This window comes from Providencia rettgeri (genome assembly GCF_023205015.1).
Lineage (GTDB): Bacteria > Pseudomonadota > Gammaproteobacteria > Enterobacterales > Enterobacteriaceae > Providencia > Providencia rettgeri_E.
Genome location: NZ_CP096258.1, coordinates 2,443,857 through 2,464,460 on the forward strand (window position 1 = coordinate 2,443,857; position 20,604 = coordinate 2,464,460).

The following is a 20,604-nucleotide window of genomic DNA, read 5'->3' on the forward strand; positions in this document are numbered from 1 at the left end:
AATGACCTTATTGAACATTAAATATATCGTTGCATATTATCAATTAAATATAAAAGTTTCGCTATATTGGTTGGTAGCTTGCAAAAATCGCCACAGAAAGGATCGCCATAGTGCCTAGCAATAACTCAACCCAACTGTTAATGATTAGGTAATTCACCCGCCCTTTTTGCCTAATGTTCGGTACGATGTAATAGCGATTGATAATAGCTAACAAAAGCATTCCCCCCACTAAAATGATCTTAAGCCAAAGTAGTGATTGGTATTCTGACCCCGAGTAGTTTAATGGCCAGCCAGGCAAAAGAATTACCGCACTGATGACACCCGTTATAATAACCAGTGCAACAGCGATATGGCCCAAACGTGAAAAACGCATCATGGTATTCACAATGTGTTTATCCATCCCTTCCGCCATCTCTTTTTTATTGCGTAAAAATTGAATGCAAATTAAAAATGGCCACAGACCACCAAACCAATAGGCCGAACTAATAAGATGAACAAACTGATTAATGCGATGAAGCACCCCGATTGCGCCATCATGCATCGCTGCGTGCCCAATAAAAGCATGCAGACCAAGTAAGATGACCGAAAAGATTAATATTAACGTTAATCGTAATTTGGTAGGCTTTACAAATAAAACCAAGAGTAATAATACCGATGACAAAAGTTCCCAACGCCATATTTGACCGAATGACGTCCCGAGTACCCCTTGCCATATCGCCCAGTCGATACTATCTTCCCAACCATCCCCCATCAAACCTGCTTGCGCAAGCATCCAGCTAAAGGTCGTTAATACAGTAACGATAGCGCAAAAGAAAATGCCTTTATTCAAATAGCGGCTTAGTAAATAATTAAATGACCCGCGGCTAAGTAACACTGCAAATATTGACATTCCGCACATCAATATTGCAGCGATAAAATGAACAAAGCGAATAAGTGTGTAAAAAGCTTCTAGTGACATATTATTTCACTGCAAAGCTATACGTTCCTTTTGTTTTATGTCCGTCGACAGAAACGACGCTCCAATTAACGTCATATTTTCCCGCAATGAGTTTGTCTTCCACAGGAACAATCACTTTAGTATCGTTAGTTGGATCTAACGTTGCTTTACCAGTTTTTACTATTTTATTTTCAGGCCCAATAATGCTGACTTTAGTAAAGTTAACTTCAATACCTTCAGAAAAGCTTAATGTGATGGACTCAGGTGCTTGTTCTACTGCTGTACCTTCAGCTGGAAGCTGGTCTTTTAAATGCGCATGTGCAAATGCTTGCTGGAAAGACATTCCTAAAAAAAGAACGGCAACTGCGCTGATTTTGCGCCATGAAGATTTAATAGGGTTAATTGGCATAGTAACCTCTTAATTTGCAGGTGAATTTAGAATAATTGCCAATCATTATACGGAAAACAAACCATTTTACCGCTTAAAAATGGGTTTTATCGCCCTATCCTGTGAGTTTTCACACAAAATGAAAAGAAAAAGACTTATGAACATTGAATTACCGTATTCGTGTCCATAAGTCTAGGGAGCTTATATATCAAGTTGAAATAAAAACGATGTTTCTATTTATCTGCGGTGTTTAGATTAAACATGCGTTGCCGCTGACAGGTTTTTCAAGTCTTTATCTAACAAGAAGAGTGCCTTACCAGACTCACCCACCATATCCAGTTTATCCAGTACTGATTTAAATAATTTTTCTTCTTCATGTTGCTCTGCAACATACCATTGTAAGAAGTTAAATGTAGAATAATCTTGTGTCGTCATTGCTAAATGAGCCAATTTATTAATTTCACGGGTGATTAATTGCTCATGTTCGTAAGTTTGGTTGAAGACATCGCTAATTGATTTGAAATCAACGGGTGGCGCAGCAATTTGCCCTAACAGTGGCAGTGCACCTGTGTCACTAAGATAATCAAATAAACGCTGCATATGTTCCATTTCTTCTTGCGAGTGTGCTTTTAAGAACGCCGCAGCGCCTTCATAGCCTTTGTCACTACACCAAGCACTCATTTGCAAATAAAGGTTTGCTGAGTAAAATTCAAGGTTTAATTGTTCGTTTAATTTTTTGACCATGTCTGTAGTTAACATATTTATGCCTTATCGGTTAATCATTGATGTGTATATTATGCACAGTATTACAATAATTAAAACCCTAAAACAATCTTAAAACAAAAAAACACAATTTACTGATAATTAATAACTTTTGTTAAAAACAATAATAATCAATCTCATTATCTTTTCTTGTTTTTCTTAATAACTAAATATATAAAAAGATAAATTTAATCCTTATATTTCATTATTCCAATTAATGTATTGAGATTTTTTCTCATTATCCAGTTACAATAATAAGGGATGAATTTAACCGTAGAGATCAAATATGAGTCATAATCTTGCTTTATTGCCTAAAGATGAAATGGATAAGGTCAATGTCGACCTTTTGGCTTCCGGTGTTGCATTTAAAGAACGCTATAACATTGCCATCATTGCTGAAGCTGTTGAGCGAGAACAACCTGAACACTTAAGGGAATACTTCAGGGAGCGACTAGTATACTACCGCCAACTATCACAGAATTTTGCACGTATGCCCTATGAGCCGCGAAATCGCTAGCCCCACAAACACACAAAAATGATGCAAAAAAGGGATAACCTGAATGGTTACCCCTTGATTATCAAGATCAAAAAATTTATTTCGACGTATTATATGTCACAGTATTATTTTGGCAGTCTACCGCAACTGAATAATGTAAGTCAGATTTTGCACCACGAACAACTAGCGGGACCCTATAACCTGTTTCGGTTTTAGTGACTTCGCTATCATTGACCCATGCAACCGCTTTCTTGCCTAAAGCCGCTTTTTCATCTGTCCAGCGAGGTAAACGATTATTCATAAAATCGCTTTTCACTTGTGCTGCAATTTGAGGCTCAGTTAACGTGCCACAACTGACGAAAGGTGCAGCTTTACCTTCTTCACTATTTGCGCTTAACGCAAAAGAGCTAAAAACCAGCGTACAAGCACCTAAAACCACAGCAATTTTTTGTTTCGCTTCCATACCATCCTCCGATACCTATTAATAGGTAAAGACTTTTGATTAGTTTAGCGGCTTATTTCAGCCTATCAGATACCCGTTATCTTCTGGTTATTATCTAGTCTTCATTGATAAATAGAATGACTTAACTAATATTAATTTATCAGATTTATGCATGGATGTTAATAGTATGTTTACAAATTATTAATTTTCATCATCAAAACGAACATGGATCTGCTCTTTATCTTGGTGCTTTTCTCTAATTTCTTGAGCGACTAATGCAATAGCCTCACCACTACTCATCCCTTCCGCCATCAATTGATGAATTTTTTCAACTGCTTCTTGCTGTTCTTGGTGATTAAGTGCTGGCATACCAGAAAACATGGTTTAAACCTCATGTATAAAAGACTAAAATCAATGATTAAGATTTTAACATCTCTTCGTCTATTAAGATAAGAATATATGTTAATCTGTATTGATTCACTTGCGGAAATTTAGACTCATCATTATGGTTATCAAAAAAATCCAATTACCTTATAGCCCAAGCACAGCCATTGATTATTTTACCCCACTGGCACACCTGCCATGGGCGATGTTACTGCATTCAGGTAATGCAAAACACCCCCATAATCGGTATGACATTATTGTTGCTGACCCCATTGCAACGCTGACGACTAATCAGTTTGAAACAACCATCTCAGAGCCAAATCAGGCTCCTATCGTTTCTGAATCAGATCCTTTTGAACTTCTTCAAGGATTGCTTGATAAATACCAACCGAAACATCAGGAAGAGACTGAATGTCCCTTCAACGGCGGTGCCCTCGGTCTTTGGAGTTACGATTTAGGTCGACGCATTGAAAAATTACCTGAAATTGCAACAACAGAATTGCAATTTCCAGATATGGCTATTGGGATCTACTTGTGGGCACTCATTGTTGATCACCATAATAAAACAACTACATTAATTAGTTATGATGATGTTGATGCCCGACTGGCTTGGCTGCAAACCCAAAAAAGGCCCCGTAAAAACAAGTTTCAATTAACCTCAGCATGGCAATCTAATATGTCAGAAGAGGCATATCATCATAATATTGCCCGTATCCATGAGTATTTACATAATGGTGATTGTTATCAAATCAACTTAGCGCAAAGATTCAAAGCTAAATATAAGGGAGATGAATGGAATGCATTTTTAGCGCTACTTGAACGTAACGGCGCCCCTTTCTCTTCATTTATACGTCTCCCCGAAAACGCAGTTATCAGTATTTCGCCTGAGCGTTTTATCAGTTTACAAGATGGGAATATCCAAACTCGTCCAATAAAAGGGACGCTACCTCGCCTAGATAATGAACAAGATGACCTTGCACAAGCAGAAAAACTGGCGAACTCAGTCAAAGACCGCGCAGAAAACTTGATGATTGTCGACCTACTACGTAATGATATTGGCCGCGTTGCAAAACCTGGCACTGTCAGTGTTCCTGAATTATTCGCTGTTGAAGCGTTTCCTGCAGTGCATCACTTAGTCAGTACCATCACGGCAAAACTCGATACCCCATACCGTGCAACTGATTTATTACGTGCGTGCTTTCCAGGCGGTTCAATAACCGGAGCCCCTAAAATTCGCGCAATGGAAATTATTGAAGAGTTAGAACCCCATCGCCGGCATGGCTATTGTGGCGCAATCGGCTATATTAGTTTCAGTGGTAATATGGATAGCAATATCACTATTCGTACTTTACTGACGTATAAAAAGCAGGTTTATTGTTGGGCTGGCGGCGGTATCGTTGCAGATAGCCAAGCAGACAAAGAGTACCAAGAAACTTTTGATAAATTAAGCCTGATCTTACCGCTATTAGGAGCGCTCAATACCGATGACTGAACTGAATAACTTTATCAGTCGTTTTCAGTTTACTTTACCGGCCACCCGCCAATCTGAACGCAAGGCGGGTAAATCGGCGGCTGTTCTTTTACCTATTATTAATAAACCAAATCCGACGCTACTTCTCACGCAACGCTCTCCATTTTTACGCTCCCATGCAGGCCAAGTCGCCTTTCCAGGTGGCGCAAGTGACCCAGAAGATGGTACGCTCGTGAATACCGCCTTGCGTGAAGCTTATGAAGAAGTGGCTATCCCCCCAGAAAAAGTCACGGTACTGGGCCAATTAAGCCCTTTACAAAGTTACGGTGGCTATGAAGTTACGCCAATCGTTGGCTTGGTGCCAAATAACATTCAATACCAAGCCAACCCGAGTGAAGTCGCTGCTATCTTTGAAGTTCCCTTATTTGATGCGCTTTCATTACAGCGTCATGAGTATGTCGATATTAAGCGTTCAGGGCGACATAATCGCATCTTTTTTTATTGGTATAATGGCCATTTAGTGTGGGGACTAACCGCCTCTATTATTCACCAACTTGCTTTGCAATTGGATTAACGCTTAACACAACTTTTCACCATACGATGCCAGTATCGCAGTAAAATCTATTTAAGATAACAAGATATGACGTCATATATGACAAAATATACCTCTACTACCTGTTGCTTTTTTAGCCATATCACAGACATTTTGTGCTATTTACAATCAATTACCCTTCAGCAACTACCTTATTTCAAAAAATACTTTAAACTTACTGGTTAACACTACTAAATAACAGTAAAGTAGCGCCTTTTAAAATAATGCACTACATTTTCATATTTTTTTTAAGGAGTCCTGCGTGATAAGCGTTTTCGACATGTTTAAAGTGGGCATAGGCCCTTCAAGCTCTCATACCGTTGGTCCAATGAAAGCTGGGAAAGAATTTGTCGATGATTTAGTAAGCAAAAATTTATTACCTAACGTCACTCGTATTTCTGTGGATGTTTATGGGTCATTATCGCTTACTGGAAAAGGGCACCATACTGATATCGCCATTATTATGGGGCTAGCAGGTAATTTACCTGCCACTGTCGACATTGAATCCATCCCAACTTTTATCAAAAATGTAGAAGAAACAGAAAAGTTATCATTAGCAAATGGTCTTCAGGTCGTTGACTTCCCCAATGAAGGTGGCATGAATTTTCGTCAAGACAACCTGCCATTGCATGAAAATGGCATGACAATTCATGCTTTTGCAGGTAATGATGAAATTTACACCAAAACTTATTATTCCATTGGTGGTGGTTTTATTGTAGATGCCGAGCATTTTGGTGAATCTACTCTTGATAGCAAACCAGTTTCTTATCCGTTTAATTCCGCGGAAGAGCTATTACTCAATTGTAAAAAATCAGGCCTCTCTATTTCTAGCTTAATGATGAAAAATGAGTTAGATCTTCACACTAAAGAAGAGATTGAAGCCTATTTCGCTGATGTATGGCAGACGATGCAGGCCTGTATTGAGCGTGGTTTAAATACCGAAGGTGTTTTACCTGGCCCATTGCGTGTTCCCCGTCGTGCGCCGGCACTTAATCGAATGGTCACTTCATCAAGCAAGTTATCTAATGACCCGATGAATGTGGTTGATCTGATCAATATGTATGCCTTAGCCGTGAATGAGGAAAATGCAGCTGGCGGCCGTGTCGTAACTGCCCCAACTAATGGTGCCTGCGGCATCGTACCTGCGGTATTAGCTTATTATAATCATTGCATTGAACCTGTAACGCCAGAGTTATATATGCGTTATTTCTTAGCTTCAGGCGCTATTGGTATATTATACAAAATGAATGCGTCCATTTCAGGTGCTGAAGTAGGCTGTCAAGGTGAAGTCGGTGTGGCATGTTCTATGGCCGCAGCGGGTCTGGCCGAATTATTTGGTGGCAGCCCTGAGCAAGTGTGTATTGCTGCAGAAATCGGTATGGAACACAATTTAGGTTTAACTTGTGACCCTGTCGCAGGCCAAGTGCAAGTTCCGTGTATTGAGCGTAATGCCATTGCATCCGTTAAAGCGGTGAATGCCACACGTATGGCACTGCGCAGAACAAGCGAACCTCGTGTTTCTCTCGATAAAGTCATTGAAACTATGTACGAAACTGGGAAAGACATGAATGCGAAATATCGTGAGACATCCCGAGGCGGGTTAGCCATCAAAGTACAATGTGACTAATTTTATTCTCAATTAATTTAAGTCTTAAGCACCCTTTTCTATTCTGTTATCGTTTTAAACAGTATTTTAAGGGTGCTTTTTTAATATGTATTAAAAAGTTTTTTGTTATTTTTAGTCACCTTTCTCTTCCTAAATGCTCCAATTCACCTAATCAATTACCCCTAATTTTTCCATTGAATTAACTCAGTTTTCTTATATTCAACAAGTTACATCAAAACGAAATTAATACTATTTTGTGCTAAAGATTGTTTTGAGCTGAATAAGAGATTTCTAATCGCCACTGAAAACTGATTATTTTTTACTCTAAAAATCAATATCGTACTATTTTATTTGCTTTTTTTGTTACCGATAACACAGCAATAAGCCAACAAAAACAAAATACTCAGATTATTAATTTTATTGAATCAAAATAAATAGCAGTAAAATGCAATTCAATATCAATTTTTAGGTATATTCTTATTTTTCTGACGCGAAACAAGTTTTTAGGATAATACAAGATGATATGCTAATAATGTAATTGATACTAACAACACCATGAGCTACTTCATGAATATTATGAGATGTTTGTAATTATTCAGCTAAAATTATTATACAGGGGAAACTGATAAAAAGGCGCCTGACTTGAGTGTCCATTTTATCGACAGATAATGTTTTGTTTTATCTATCTATGAGGGAAAAATAGTGAGTATAGCTATTATGATTGGTACACACGGAGTCGCTGCAGAGCAGCTTCTTCGAACAACCGAAATGTTAATAGGCGAGCAAGATAATGTGTCGTTTATTGACTTTATCCCTGGGGAAAACGCAGACACCCTATTTGATAAGTACACCCAAAAGCTAACTGATTTAGATACATCAAAGGGTGTCTTATTCCTTGTTGATACATGGGGAGGCAGTCCATTTAACGCGGCTAGTCGTATTGTTAATGAGCATGATAATTATGACATTATCACTGGTGTAAATGTTCCAATGTTAGTTGAAACCTTCATGTGCCGTGATGATGACCCATCAATGAATGAACTTATCTCTGTTGCACTCGAAACGGGTCGCGGTGGTGTTCGTTCATTTAAATTCAAAGAAGCTGTAGCAGAAGTAGAACCGGCTCCTGTCACATCAAACACCCCCACCCCTGCACCAGTGAAAGCCGGCCCCGGTGAACATATGGTGATCGCACTTGCTCGTATTGATGACAGATTAATTCACGGACAAGTTGCAACACGCTGGACGAAAGAAACCCAAGTTAAACGCATTATTGTGGTCAGTGATGACGTAGCAAAAGACCAAGTTCGCTCTACGTTGTTAAAACAAGTCGCACCACCGGGTGTCACTGCGCATGTTGTTGATGTGGCTAAATGTATTCGCGTTTACAATAACCCGAAATACGCTGGTGAGCGCGTTATGTTGCTTTTCACCAATCCAACTGATGTTAAACGTATCGTCGAAGAAGGTGTTGACGTCAAGTCCGTTAATATTGGTGGAATGGCATACCATGATGGCAAAACCATGGTCACAAATGCTGTTTCTATCAACCAAGAAGACATTGATGCATTTAATTATTTGAACGACAAAAAAATTGAACTTGAAGTTAGGAAGGTCTCATCAGATAGCAAAGTTTATATGATGGACTTGATCAATAAACTCAAAAAATAATTTTTATATTAATTTTAATCCATTACTCAAAACAGATTTTAAAACTTTTGGTTACAGGAGATTAAACAATGGAACTTACCGTTGTTCAAATAGTAATGGTCTTCATCGTCGCTTGTATCGCGGGGATGGGATCAATCCTTGATGAATTCCAATTTCACCGTCCTCTCATTGCTTGTACGCTTATAGGTATCGTTCTGGGAGATATGAAAACAGGTATCATCATCGGCGGTACATTAGAAATGATCGCACTGGGGTGGATGAATATCGGTGCTGCCGTTGCACCAGATGCCGCTTTAGCCTCTATTATTTCAACTATCCTCGTCATTGCCGGCGGTCAAAGTATTGGTGCAGGTATTGCCATTGCTATCCCACTCGCAGCTGCAGGACAGGTATTAACCATTATTGTTCGTACTGTGACAGTTGCATTCCAACATGCTGCTGATAAAGCCGCCCTAAATGGCAACCTAACTGCTATTGGCTTTATCCATATTTCAGCTTTATTACTGCAAGCGATGCGTATCGCAATACCTGCCTTAATTGTCGCCATTTCTGTTGGTACATCAGAAGTACAACAAATGTTGGATTCTATCCCACAAGTTGTTACTGACGGCCTGAATATTGCTGGTGGTATGATTGTTGTTGTCGGTTATGCGATGGTTATCAATATGATGCGTGCAGGATACTTAATGCCATTTTTCTACTTAGGCTTTGTTACCGCGGCATTTACTGACTTCAACCTGGTTGCTCTTGGGGTTATCGGTACTGTTATGGCTATTTTATATATCCAACTCAGTCCAAAATACAATAAATCGCAAACTGTTGTTACCCAAGGAAATAGTAGCAATAACAACCTTGATAATGAGCTAGACTAGGAGGAACGTATAATGGTAGATATCACTAAGCCAACGGCTAAAAAGCTTACACAAAGCGATATTCGCGGCGTATTCTTACGGTCTAACCTATTGCAAGGTTCTTGGAACTTTGAACGTATGCAAGCCCTAGGCTTCTGCTATTCAATGGTTCCCGTTATTCGTCGTCTTTATCCTGAAAATAATGATGATAGAAAACAAGCCATTAAGCGCCATCTTGAATTCTTCAATACTCACCCGTATGTTGCAGCGCCTGTTCTGGGTGTCACAATGGCAATGGAAGAGCAGCGTGCCAATGGTGCTGACATTGATGACGGTGCAATAAATGGTATCAAAGTCGGTCTAATGGGGCCATTAGCTGGTGTGGGTGACCCAATTTTCTGGGGAACGGTTCGCCCTGTATTTGCGGCTCTCGGTGCAGGTATCGCAATGACAGGTAGCTTACTTGGCCCTCTCCTGTTCTTTGTTTTGTTTAACCTTGTACGTTTATTAACCCTTTACTATGGTGTGTCATATGGCTACAAAAAAGGGATTGATATTGTTCAAGACATTGGTGGTGGTTTCCTACAAAAGCTAACCGAAGGAGCATCAATCCTTGGTTTATTTGTTATGGGGGCCTTGGTAAACAAATGGACACATGTCAATATTCCACTGGAAGTGTCACGGATCAAAAACCCTACAACGGGTACTGAAGATATTACCACCGTTCAAATGATCCTTGATCAACTCATGCCAGGATTAGTGCCTCTATTGCTGACTTTCGCCTGTATGTGGTTGTTACGTCGTAAAGTTAACGCGTTGTGGATTATTATCGGCTTCTTTGGCTTGGGTATCCTAGGTGCTTGGCTGAACTTCTTAGCGCCATAATTTTTCATCATTATTTGAATTGGGAGGTTGCAGCCTCCCTTTTTTAATTTTAAGCTCTGCATTATGTCTACTTATCCAAGGGCTCACAAATGACCTTCAATGATGCCATTCTTGTTATAATCATTTTGATCATGCTTGTTTATGCAATTTATGATGAATTCATTCAGCATTTGCTAAAGGGTAAAACCTTATTAAAAATTAATCTAAAACGAAAACATCGAGCTGATGCTATTATTTTTATTGTTCTAATTTGTATCGTTATTTATACAAATATTGTACGCCATGGTAATTCATTAACCACTTACTTATTATTGATTACTATTTTTATGTCAATCTATTTGGCATTTATAAGAACACCTAAGCTATTCTTCAAACAAACTGGTTTTTATTTTGCTAATGCATTTATTTTGTATGACAGAATAAAAACAATGAATTTATCCGAAGACGGTGTATTAATAATAGGTTTAGAAAAAAAGAAAATTAACATTCAAGTATCGCATCTTGATGATTTGCAACAAATTTATGAATTCCTCATTAATCATAAGTAAATAGTTTTTATATTGGCATTAAAAACAAGGTTAATTATAAATTTAATTAACCTTGTTTTTTTTAATAACCTTATTGATAATAATTCTCAATAAGATCTAATATCCACAATTAATTAAGTGTTGCCTTTAATATAAATTATGGTATCTTTCTTTCCACGTCATTGGGGAGTAGCCTGTTCTGGTTTGATATATTACCAGAAAGTCCGTATCAACATACTCGTTTGGTTTCAAACGTGGTGCGGACACCAAAGTTCGGTTGGCAAGACCATAGACACATAAATAAGCCTTTTGGTTGGGGGTAATTTATGTGTATATGGAATCACCCAACCGAGGTTCTATTATGAGTTTCTATGCTACCCTTATCTTAGCCCTTGCCCTGTCAATGGATGCCTTCGCTGTTGCTATTTGCAAAGGTGCCGTACTTCATAAACCCCGCTTTAGAGAAATCCTCCGTACAGGTTTTATTTTTGGTTTTATTGAAGCCATTACACCCATTATTGGTTGGGGGATCGGGATCTTAGCTAGCCAATATGTTATCCGCTGGGATCACTGGATTGCATTTGCTTTATTATTTGTTTTAGGTGCTAGAATGATCTGGCAGAGCATTAAAACAAAAGATGAAGAATGTTGTTCTAAACCCTCTAGTCATAGTTCAACAAACCTTATTTTTTCCGCGATAGCCACCAGCCTTGATGCAATGGCTATTGGTCTCGGTTTAGCTTTCTTACAAGTGGATATTGTTCATACTGCAATGACTATCGGCTTAATGACGATGATTATGGCAACTATCGGTATGATGATTGGCCGCTATGTTGGCCCATTACTCGGAAAAAAAGCAGAAATTATTGGTGGGTTGGTACTAATAGGTATTGGTTTTAATATTTTATTTGAGCATCTTGAGTTATTTATGTACGCCCATTAGTTTTTGTGCCCCCTTATATGGGGGCAATAACCTTACTCTGCATCAGATTGATAAACACGAATTAAAAAATCAGCCGTATACTCTTTCACTTCAGCTTGTTGCAAATTCTCTTTGACCTGCTCTGATGCGCGCCAAGCAAATGGTGTCATCATCAACAATTCATAAGCTTCATACCCTGTCAGTGCCATTTTATAATTTAATCGGCAGCTATCTATTAGCGAAAGATTGGGTAAATCTTCCTCTTTAGTTGGATGTAACTTTACCTCATCGTAAATTAACGCTTTTAATTCTTGCAGATGTTCCGCTGCTGGCGTAACGGTAATTAACACGCCTTTAGAAACTAATATACGGCTTAATTCTTGTGCTTTGCAGGGTGCGTAAATTCGGACAACTCCACCCAAGCTGTTATTTGAGAATGGCAAGCGATGACTTGTACCGACGCAAAAACGAACGGATTTATAGCGTTTCGCTGCATAACGAATTGCTACTTTCGAAACATCTAGGCCTAAAACCGAATATTTTTCAAAATGTTTTGCAAGTTCTCGAGAGAAATAGTCTGTGTAATACCCTTCCCCACAACCAATATCTAACAAACTAGGATGAGATGATGGAATAAACTGAATGAGTTTTTCGGCTACCTTTTCACGCATTGGATGGTAATGGCCCGCATCAAGAAATTGCCTACGCGCTTGCATCATTTCAGCATTATCACCGGGGTCTTTAGACCGTTTATGTTGCACGGGCAACAAATTAACGTAGCCCTCTTTTGCACAATCGAATTGGTGGTTTTCTACACAGCGATAGCTGTTATTGATAAAATTTAGCGGTGTAAAACAAAGTGGGCATTGATAATTCATAGGGGTCACTGACTAAATAAATAATAATCAGTATACCATACCAACATTGATGCAGCGCCATGAAATTATTTTTCCATGGCACTGTGACGTTAAATAAAATTCCTTGAGTTATTTCGTAGATTTGCTTACCTGTGCAGATTTTCCTTTATTCGCCTTTTTCTCACTGTTTATTTTAACTTGATGAGATTTGGTTATTTGATGTGACTGTGCGACCGGAGATACAGGTTCAGATTTTACCGTTGTGTTTGCTAATGCAGCACCAGAAACAGCTAAAGACAATACGGTTGCAATTGCTAATAACTTTTTCATTTAATGTACCTTATTATATTTACAAGCAAGGATGTTCTTGCCATGCTAATAAATCATACTTTATTTATTATCCACAATAGGACAAATTTAAAGATTTATATATTTTTCATAGGTTATCTTAGTGGAGATATATTTTCAGTTCGTTGATATTATATTTACTTTTCAATATTAGATTTTTTATTTTAAAAAAATTATAATTCAATAAAAACAGTCATATGGCAACATTCAGTTTTATTATCACTATTTATCAAGTTAAATCAAATTATTTGATAACTAATTTTCCAATAAGAATTTTATACTTGGCCTTGCCTTTTAATTTAATTTTTAGTTTTATAGAAGATAAAAGTAAATTAGGATGGAATAATGAAATTGAGATTAGCCACACCCAATGAAGCTGAATACCTTTGGTTTATACGCAACCAAGCCATTCGCCATGGCTGCACAACCAGTTTTGATGCAAAAACGATCAGCGCTTGGACACCTGATGAAATGCCAGTAAGTTATATATATATTGTGAAGAATAACCCATTCTTTGTTGTGACAAATGAAGATGATAAACCCGTTGCAACTGGCTATCTTAATCTAGAGGCTAACAGTGTTGATGCCATATTTACTTTACCACAGTACACTGGCTGCGGAGCTGCGGGCTTAATATTAGATGCTATTAAAGCTGAAGCCAAAAAGCGAAATATTAAAAAATTGGTATTAGATTCATCCCCGAATGCGGAACGTTTTTATCAGAAACATGGATTTACTTCGATTAAACATGGTAGTTACTACTCTTCTCTTGCGCAAGTCGAGTTAAATTGTGTTCAAATGGAAATTGAATTATAACTTTCAGTATAGCTGGAGTTAAAAGCCACTAACCTATTTAGTGGCTTTATTCTATTCAAGACGGACTATATTTGTGATCAACAGTACCTGTGACTACCGTTTTATATAACAGTTAAAAATCAGCAAATTCAGGGATAGGCTTACGTCCATGGGACTCTAAAAAATCCAATACACGACGTGGAGTAACATTTAAAATTTGTGATTGCGGAAAATCAATTGATTCCAACATTTCAACCACGCGATCAAAACGGCCGAGATACCCCGCAAAATGGGAGTCTGAACCTAATGCTACCCACCCGCCGGTCTCTTTAACAGCCTTAGCAATTTCTAAACAATTCTTTTGGCTACCCGCTCTTGAATGCAAGAATGAAGAGTTATTCATTTCCAAAGCCACATTACAATCTTTCGCAGCTTGTGCTACCGCTTTAATATCAATGGGATATTTGGGATTCCCCGGGTGGGTAATTATTTGCACTTTGCCGCTGCGGATCGTGGCAATCATGGCCTCTGTATTATCAGCTAAACTTTGAGGCTCAAGAACGGGTTCATGGAACCCCGCTAAAATAATATCTAAATGGCGAGCAATCTTTTCATTGCAGTCTGTCTCACCCAACTTGTTTTTTATATTCGCTTCAATACCGTACAATAAGCCAACGCCATCAACAATTCTCGGTAAGATAGGCATATTACCAAAGTGCCATTCATGTGGAGCATCTTGCATTTCAGGGCCGTGGTCGGTAATCGCAAAGAGTTTCACACCTCGACTTGCGGCTTCAGCAAAATATTCATTAACAGTGCTATATGCATGGGTGCTGGCAATGGTATGCGCATGTAAATCAACTTGATACATAAATGATATCCTTCTAATTCTTTTATTTTCCTTCCGAGTCAATCCGCTCAAAAAAGACTCTACCAAGCTAACATATCAGCTTATAAGTTTCGATAGCCATTCACCTAAACAGCATTTTATCAACATATTGCGATATCTTGGATAAAATCCGAAGAGGCTTTTAGGATAAAAAAACCCGCATTCATTACGGGTTAAAATACACTGAACTAAAAATCAGTTTAGTCAACTAAGATACGTTTATTGGTCGCTCCCCACAAGATCGACATCTCGGTAAATAACGCCCCGCTGATATCTTCAACTTCTTCGGCAGTAATTTCAGCATTACCTTGTTTACCAAAAAATACAACTTCATCTCCTGGGCTAACATTTTTTAAATCAGTAACATCAACCATAACCGTATTCATTGATGTTTTTCCTAGAACAGGAACTGTCTGACCATTAATCAATGCATGTCCCGCATTGCTAAATACGCGGCGATAACCATCTGCATAACCGACAGGGATATTGGCTAATACTGAGTCACGCTTTAAGGTATAGGTTCTGTCATAACCGACCGTATTGCCTTTTGGATAATGATTTACCGAGGCAATATTCGATTTCAGCGTCATCACACGCTTATAATCATTAGTCGCAACGGTATCACCATAGAAAATACCGCCTACACGTACCATATCCAGCCATGATTCTGGTACTGTAATGGTTGCATAAGTATTCGCCACATGTAATGTAATGTCTTCACGTTTTAACCCTGTCACATCCAATACTTGTTGAGACTCTTTTTGGAATTTCGCAAGGTCTTTACGGATTTGCGCTTCGTCCTCTTCTGGGTAATGGGACATAATGCCAACAATTTTTAACTGCGGTAATTGTGAAATCAGCTTGGCTTCATTAAGACCCGCAAGTGTACTCACCTCTAAACCGTTACGCGACATACCTGCTGAATTTAACGCAAGATGGATAGGGATCACTTTATTTTGCTTTTTCGCAATCGCATTCAAGCGCTGCGCCATAGCTAAATTACCGATTAACTCTTCCGTCTCATATTGTGTTGCTTGCGCCATTTCTTGCTCTGTCGCACTTCTCACTCGCATTAAGCGACCTTTGAAGCCTAAGTCTCTCACCGTTTTCAGCTCTTGGTTATTTGTCACACCAATACATTGCACGTTATTTTCAATCATTATTGGTGTAACTAAAGAAAGGTCATGCCCATATGCATCCCCTTTCAGAACAGCACATAAAGACGATTTATTTCCTAATAAGTTTTGTACTTTTTTGATATTAAAATCCAATGCCCCGCGAGATATTTCAATCCATGCGTTATTAACCACTGCAGGTTGGCTTTGTGTCGCATAGTTCTCTACTGGTGCTGTGATATGGTTTGGTTGCTGACATGCTGTCGCAGCAACAAATAAGGGAAGTAATGCCAAATATTTCAAACGAAAAGCCACGTGTTCTTCCTTATATCTAATGATTATCACCAAAATATTTTGATGTTTCTGAGTTATATAGACAAAATATGTATCGGTTTCAAATAATACCAACCTTAGCATTTCAAACAAGTAATGATTCATATTTTCTGCATAAAAAATCACTTAGATATAAACATAGCTCTTGCATCACATTGATTTTAATTTTCTAAAAATAAAACATTTGGTTGAAATCACCACAAATAAAATTATTTTTATTATTTAATAAGTTATCCATATTGTTTCACTAATATTTAATTTTGTTACATTTTTTATTTGGTTAATTGAAATGCTTAAATGATAATAACTATCAATTAGGACCGATTGCTAAATATCACTCAATCCATAAGGCTATATTATGAAGTACAAATTACTCGCACTCATTATTCCAACACTACTTACTACTAATGTTGCTAACTCCGCTGAAATGTACAATAAAGATGGTAATAAGCTTGATGTGTATGGGCAAATCGATGTTCGCCATCATATTGCTAAAAGCCGTAGTGGCGAAGATGGTGATGACTCACGTGTCAGATTGGGGCTAAAAGGTGACACACAAATCACCGACCAACTCATTGGCTTTGGGCGTTTTGAATGGGAAACTAAAACTAACCAATCAGAATCAACTGAAGAAAATAGCAATCGTTTAGCTTATGCAGGCTTAAAATTTGCAGATTACGGCTCTCTTGATTATGGCCGCAATTATGGTGTTATCTATGATACCAATGCTTGGACAGACGTATTACCTCTCTGGGGAGCGGATACGATGGATCAAGAAGATAACTACATGCTAAGCCGTAACCGCAATTTACTCACTTATCGCAATAATAATACCTTTGGTTACATTGATGGTTTAAGCTTTGCACTACAATATCAAGGTAAAAATGGCGAACAAAACCTATCATCCGGTGATGAATTAACCGATAACGGAGATGGTTTTGGTTTATCTACAGCTTATGAATTAGGTTATGGTATTTCCCTTGGCGGTGGTTACTCCTCATCTTCCCGTACACCAAAACAAAAAGATGCCACAACTAGCAGTGCGACTGGTAAACGCGCTGAAGCTTGGAACGTCGGGGGAAAATTTGAATACGAAGACCTGTATCTCGCAGTCATGTATGGCCAAACGCTTAATATGAGCCGTTTTGGTAATGATAATATGGAGTCAGTAGCAAATAAAACTCAGAACCTTGAAGTGGTTGCCTTATATTCTTTTGACTTCGGTTTAACCCCATCAATTGGCTATAACTATTCCAAAGGTAAAAACTTGGGCAGCTTTGGTGATAAAGAACTAGTAAATTATATCGCTGTCGGATCTGCATATGATTTCAATAAAAATCTAAGTGCTGTCATCGACTATAAAATCAATTTATTAAATGATAATGATTTTACCGACCACTACAAAGTCAATACCGATAATGTCCTTGGCTTAGGGTTAGTGTATCAGTTCTAATTTTAGAATTGAGTGAAAAGCAAAAGCGTCTGTAAATTACAGGCGCTTTTTTACGGGTGAGCTTTGACAATAAAAATATCTCTCATCATCTTCATGGCCTATTCCCTAAGAACGGGAAGTTCTGTTGCTTTCCCCTCGATAAAACAGTTGCAAGATACAAAAATATCTAACCCCATACATAGAGGCCCCTTTTCCTAAATAAATTCCTATAATGGTATATCTATTTTTTCTAACGTCTTTGGTACTAATAAAAAAAGGCACCAGTAAAAAACTGAAGGGCTTGCAAGCTCACTACTAGTACGATGTCAGTACAATTTAGCGCGATCCAAGCGGGTATTAGCATGGCTGTTTTGCCGCATTTCACTGCCCAAAAGATGGGACTGAGTTGGTTGCAAAGGAACATGAGAGGCTGTTGATGCCATAAGCTCCCTCCACTTTGACACGGGCTGATATCATTATTTAGCCAGCGAATGTTTATAGCGGGATTAAAACAAAGGGCTAATATTTCAATCCATGGGAGAACAGCCAGTATGTTGTTTTTACCTTTAGAATTTGCCAATATAACTGGCTCAAGATTTCAGACCTACCACACAATCAGCGGCTATATTGGCTTATGTCGATTAGCTCTATTCTAAGGATCCTACTATGGCCCCCTTTCATCAATTAGCAGCGACAAGTCTCGGCGGGCAACTTATCTCTATGAAAGACTACGCTGATAAGGTGGTTCTCGTCGTTAATACCGCCAGTCATTGTGGTTTTACACCACAATACAACGGCTTAGAATCACTCTACAAGAAATATGCTCCTCAGGGCTTTGTGGTACTGGGTTTCCCCTGTAATCAGTTTGGCAAACAAGAACCCGGTGGCGCTGAGGAAATCGCGCAGACCTGCTTTATTAATTACGGCGTGAGCTTTCCAATGTTCGAAAAAGTCGACGTTAATGGAAGCTCAGCTCACCCAATATTCCGTTACCTGAAAAACGAGCTACCAGGTCTAATGGGTGGGCGGATCAAGTGGAACTTTACTAAATTCTTGATCGGGCGTGATGGTAAACCGCTCAAACGCTTCGCGCCATTCACTACTCCTGAAAAAATGGAAGCAACAATCCTTTCGGCACTTAAAATTTAGGTGTTCGCTAATTTACTCAATTAAATCGAATACGACTAAAACAAAAAAGCCCATTTTTACATGGACTTAGATAGTTATTTTGCTAGTCAGTGCCAGCGAGTTCTTATTGGGGGATTATTCCCACTCAATAGTCGCAGGCGGTTTGCCGCTGATATCATATACAACCCTAGAAATGCCTTCGACCTCATTAATGATGCGGTTTGAAACGCGGCCGAGGAAGTCATAAGGTAAATGAGCCCAATGCGCGGTCATAAAGTCGATGGTTTCTACTGCACGCAGTGAAACAACCCAGTCATATTTACGGCCATCGCCCATGACGCCAACAGAGCGAACAGGTAAGAATACGGTAAATGCTTGGCTAACTTTATGATATAAATCCGCTTTGTGCAGTTCTTCGATAAAGATAGCGTCTGCGCGACGTAATAAGTCACAGTACTCTTTCTTCACCTCGCCTAATACGCGAACCCCTAAGCCTGGGCCTGGGAATGGGTGGCGATATAACATGTCATACGGCAGACCTAGTTCTAGACCAATCTTACGGACTTCATCTTTAAACAGCTCTTTTAATGGCTCAACTAAACCAAGCTTCATGTCATCCGGCAGACCACCTACGTTATGGTGAGACTTGATAACGTGTGCTTTACCGGTTGCGGATGCTGCTGATTCGATAACATCTGGGTAAATTGTTCCTTGAGCCAACCATTTGATATTAGGCAGCTTAGATGACTCTTCATCAAATACTTCGATAAAGACGTGACCAATTTTTTTGCGTTTAGCTTCTGGATCGCTGATCCCAGCTAATGCATTTAAGAAGCGATCTTCGGCTTTTGCATGGATGATGTTCAGGTCAAATTTACCCGCGAACATTTCCATCACTTGGTCTGCTTCATTTAAACGTAATAAACCGTTATCAACGAATACACAGGTTAAACGTTTACCAATTGCGCGGTTTAATAACAGTGCGGTAACTGATGAATCAACACCGCCCGATAATGCGAGCAGTACATGGTCATCACCAATTTGTTCTTTTAAACGGGCGACTGTGTCTTCGATGATTGCAGCTGGTGTCCATAGGGCTTCACAGCGACAAATATCTTTAACGAAACGCGTTAAAATATTTAAGCCTTGGTGAGTGTGAGTGACTTCTGGGTGGAATTGCACACCGTAGAATTTTTTCTCTTCATTTGCCATGATGGCATATGGGCAGCTTGGTGTACTGGCAATGGTTTTAAAGTCTGCTGGAATTGCAGTCACTTTATCGCCATGGCTCATCCAGACATCTAGTACTGGTTTACCCGCTTCGTTCAGAGAGTCATGAATATCACGGAATAATTCACATTGCTCGGTGATTTCAACATTAGCATAACCGAACTCACGTTCACCAGAAACTTCAACTGCACCACCCAGTTGCATTGACATGGTTTGCATGCCATAACAAATACCTAATACAGGAACGCCCGCATTAAATACGTAATCAGGAGCACGTGGACTATCTGATTCAGTCGTACTTTCTGGCCCACCAGAAAGAATGATACCGTTTGGATTAAATTCTCGAATTTGTTCTTCTGTAACGTCCCACGCCCAGAGTTCACAGTAAACGCCAATTTCACGGATACGACGGGCGATCAGCTGTGTATATTGCGAGCCGAAATCAAGAATAAGAATGCGATGTTTATGGATATTTGTTGTCATTTGAGGAGAATTCCAAAAATTCAAGTCAAAAATAAGAATCGGTGACGCAATCGAACGAAT

22 protein-coding genes and 1 riboswitch are annotated in these 20,604 nt (G+C 38.9%); of the genes, 12 read left to right on the forward strand and 10 right to left on the reverse strand.

What is annotated here, in order from left to right; all coding sequences use genetic code 11:
- Positions 1–61: 61 nt before the first annotated feature.
- From copD to ftnA, 3 genes are all read right to left on the reverse strand, one after another.
- Positions 62–958 (reverse strand): copper homeostasis membrane protein CopD, encoded by an 897-nt coding sequence (copD, locus tag M0M83_RS11200; protein WP_213912657.1) that lies wholly within the window; start codon positions 956–958, stop codon positions 62–64.
- Position 959: 1 nt separating this feature from the next.
- A complete protein-coding gene (gene copC / locus M0M83_RS11205; RefSeq protein WP_125893002.1) occupies positions 960–1,346 on the reverse strand; it encodes a copper homeostasis periplasmic binding protein CopC in 387 nt (128 codons plus the stop codon).
- 234 nt (positions 1,347–1,580) lie between these two features.
- A complete protein-coding gene (ftnA, locus tag M0M83_RS11210; RefSeq protein ID WP_102138686.1) occupies positions 1,581–2,084 on the reverse strand; it encodes a non-heme ferritin in 504 nt (167 codons plus the stop codon).
- Positions 2,085–2,373: 289 nt separating this feature from the next.
- Here ftnA and M0M83_RS11215 point away from each other — a divergent pair, with 289 nt between their 5' ends.
- A complete protein-coding gene (locus M0M83_RS11215) occupies positions 2,374–2,604 on the forward strand; it encodes a DNA polymerase III subunit theta (protein WP_004253885.1) in 231 nt (76 codons plus the stop codon).
- A 76-nt stretch (positions 2,605–2,680) separates the two neighbouring features.
- Here the strand turns inward: M0M83_RS11215 and yebF are convergent, their stop codons facing one another.
- Complete coding sequence (yebF, locus tag M0M83_RS11220) at positions 2,681–3,046, reverse strand: protein YebF (RefSeq protein WP_213912656.1); 366 nt, start codon at positions 3,044–3,046, stop codon at positions 2,681–2,683.
- 180 nt (positions 3,047–3,226) lie between these two features.
- The gene (locus M0M83_RS11225; RefSeq protein ID WP_213912655.1) at positions 3,227–3,406 is read right to left on the reverse strand and encodes a YoaH family protein; all 180 of its coding nucleotides are present in this window, start codon (positions 3,404–3,406) and stop codon (positions 3,227–3,229) included.
- Positions 3,407–3,530: 124 nt separating this feature from the next.
- On the opposite strand from M0M83_RS11225, the gene pabB reads away from it, so the two are divergent.
- The 8 genes from pabB to mntP all read left to right on the forward strand — a co-directional run bounded on the left by pabB (position 3,531) and on the right by mntP (position 11,955).
- Positions 3,531–4,901 carry an aminodeoxychorismate synthase component 1 gene (gene pabB, locus M0M83_RS11230; RefSeq protein ID WP_248466594.1) on the forward strand — a complete coding sequence of 457 codons (1,371 nt, stop codon included), beginning with the start codon at positions 3,531–3,533 and terminating at the stop codon, positions 4,899–4,901.
- Positions 4,894–5,454, forward strand: coding sequence for a CoA pyrophosphatase (locus M0M83_RS11235; protein ID WP_248466595.1), 561 nt, complete (start codon positions 4,894–4,896; stop codon positions 5,452–5,454). Before pabB ends, M0M83_RS11235 begins: the two co-directional genes overlap by 8 nt.
- A gap of 280 nt (positions 5,455–5,734) precedes the next feature.
- Positions 5,735–7,099 carry an L-serine ammonia-lyase gene (locus M0M83_RS11240; RefSeq protein WP_125892995.1) on the forward strand — a complete coding sequence of 455 codons (1,365 nt, stop codon included), beginning with the start codon at positions 5,735–5,737 and terminating at the stop codon, positions 7,097–7,099.
- A gap of 681 nt (positions 7,100–7,780) precedes the next feature.
- Positions 7,781–8,749 (forward strand): PTS mannose transporter subunit IIAB, encoded by a 969-nt coding sequence (manX, locus tag M0M83_RS11245; protein ID WP_248466596.1) that lies wholly within the window; start codon positions 7,781–7,783, stop codon positions 8,747–8,749.
- Positions 8,750–8,817: 68 nt separating this feature from the next.
- The gene (locus M0M83_RS11250) at positions 8,818–9,621 is read left to right on the forward strand and encodes a PTS mannose/fructose/sorbose transporter subunit IIC (RefSeq protein ID WP_004253851.1); all 804 of its coding nucleotides are present in this window, start codon (positions 8,818–8,820) and stop codon (positions 9,619–9,621) included.
- A 12-nt stretch (positions 9,622–9,633) separates the two neighbouring features.
- On the forward strand, positions 9,634–10,485 hold the full coding sequence (locus tag M0M83_RS11255) for a PTS mannose transporter subunit IID (RefSeq protein WP_102138691.1): 852 nt from the start codon (positions 9,634–9,636) through the stop codon (positions 10,483–10,485).
- A gap of 89 nt (positions 10,486–10,574) precedes the next feature.
- The gene (locus M0M83_RS11260) at positions 10,575–11,033 is read left to right on the forward strand and encodes a DUF986 family protein (protein ID WP_125892993.1); all 459 of its coding nucleotides are present in this window, start codon (positions 10,575–10,577) and stop codon (positions 11,031–11,033) included.
- A gap of 151 nt (positions 11,034–11,184) precedes the next feature.
- Positions 11,185–11,327: riboswitch (yybP-ykoY riboswitch) on the forward strand.
- Between the two features lie 46 nt (positions 11,328–11,373).
- The gene (mntP, locus tag M0M83_RS11265) at positions 11,374–11,955 is read left to right on the forward strand and encodes a manganese efflux pump MntP (protein WP_125892992.1); all 582 of its coding nucleotides are present in this window, start codon (positions 11,374–11,376) and stop codon (positions 11,953–11,955) included.
- Positions 11,956–11,987: 32 nt separating this feature from the next.
- On the opposite strand, the gene rlmA is transcribed toward mntP, so the two are convergent.
- Entirely contained in the window at positions 11,988–12,812 is an 825-nt protein-coding gene (rlmA, locus tag M0M83_RS11270) for a 23S rRNA (guanine(745)-N(1))-methyltransferase (protein ID WP_125892990.1), read from the reverse strand.
- Between the two features lie 108 nt (positions 12,813–12,920).
- Positions 12,921–13,121, reverse strand: a complete 201-nt coding sequence (locus M0M83_RS11275; RefSeq protein WP_125892988.1) for an acid-shock protein — start codon at positions 13,119–13,121, stop codon at positions 12,921–12,923.
- Positions 13,122–13,484: 363 nt separating this feature from the next.
- On the opposite strand from M0M83_RS11275, the gene M0M83_RS11280 reads away from it, so the two are divergent.
- On the forward strand, positions 13,485–13,955 hold the full coding sequence (locus M0M83_RS11280) for a GNAT family N-acetyltransferase (protein ID WP_125892986.1): 471 nt from the start codon (positions 13,485–13,487) through the stop codon (positions 13,953–13,955).
- Between the two features lie 112 nt (positions 13,956–14,067).
- Here the strand turns inward: M0M83_RS11280 and M0M83_RS11285 are convergent, their stop codons facing one another.
- Both M0M83_RS11285 and alr read right to left on the reverse strand, forming a co-directional pair.
- Entirely contained in the window at positions 14,068–14,805 is a 738-nt protein-coding gene (locus M0M83_RS11285; protein WP_004253839.1) for a phosphatase, read from the reverse strand.
- Between the two features lie 218 nt (positions 14,806–15,023).
- On the reverse strand, positions 15,024–16,253 hold the full coding sequence (gene alr / locus M0M83_RS11290; RefSeq protein WP_248466597.1) for an alanine racemase: 1,230 nt from the start codon (positions 16,251–16,253) through the stop codon (positions 15,024–15,026).
- Between the two features lie 376 nt (positions 16,254–16,629).
- Between alr and M0M83_RS11295 the strand changes: the two genes are divergently transcribed.
- Positions 16,630–17,724 carry a porin gene (locus M0M83_RS11295; RefSeq protein ID WP_213912649.1) on the forward strand — a complete coding sequence of 365 codons (1,095 nt, stop codon included), beginning with the start codon at positions 16,630–16,632 and terminating at the stop codon, positions 17,722–17,724.
- A 645-nt stretch (positions 17,725–18,369) separates the two neighbouring features.
- Complete coding sequence (locus M0M83_RS11300) at positions 18,370–18,852, forward strand: glutathione peroxidase (RefSeq protein ID WP_213912648.1); 483 nt, start codon at positions 18,370–18,372, stop codon at positions 18,850–18,852.
- 114 nt (positions 18,853–18,966) lie between these two features.
- Here the strand turns inward: M0M83_RS11300 and guaA are convergent, their stop codons facing one another.
- The gene (gene guaA / locus M0M83_RS11305) at positions 18,967–20,544 is read right to left on the reverse strand and encodes a glutamine-hydrolyzing GMP synthase (RefSeq protein ID WP_125891117.1); all 1,578 of its coding nucleotides are present in this window, start codon (positions 20,542–20,544) and stop codon (positions 18,967–18,969) included.
- Positions 20,545–20,604 lie beyond the last annotated feature (60 nt).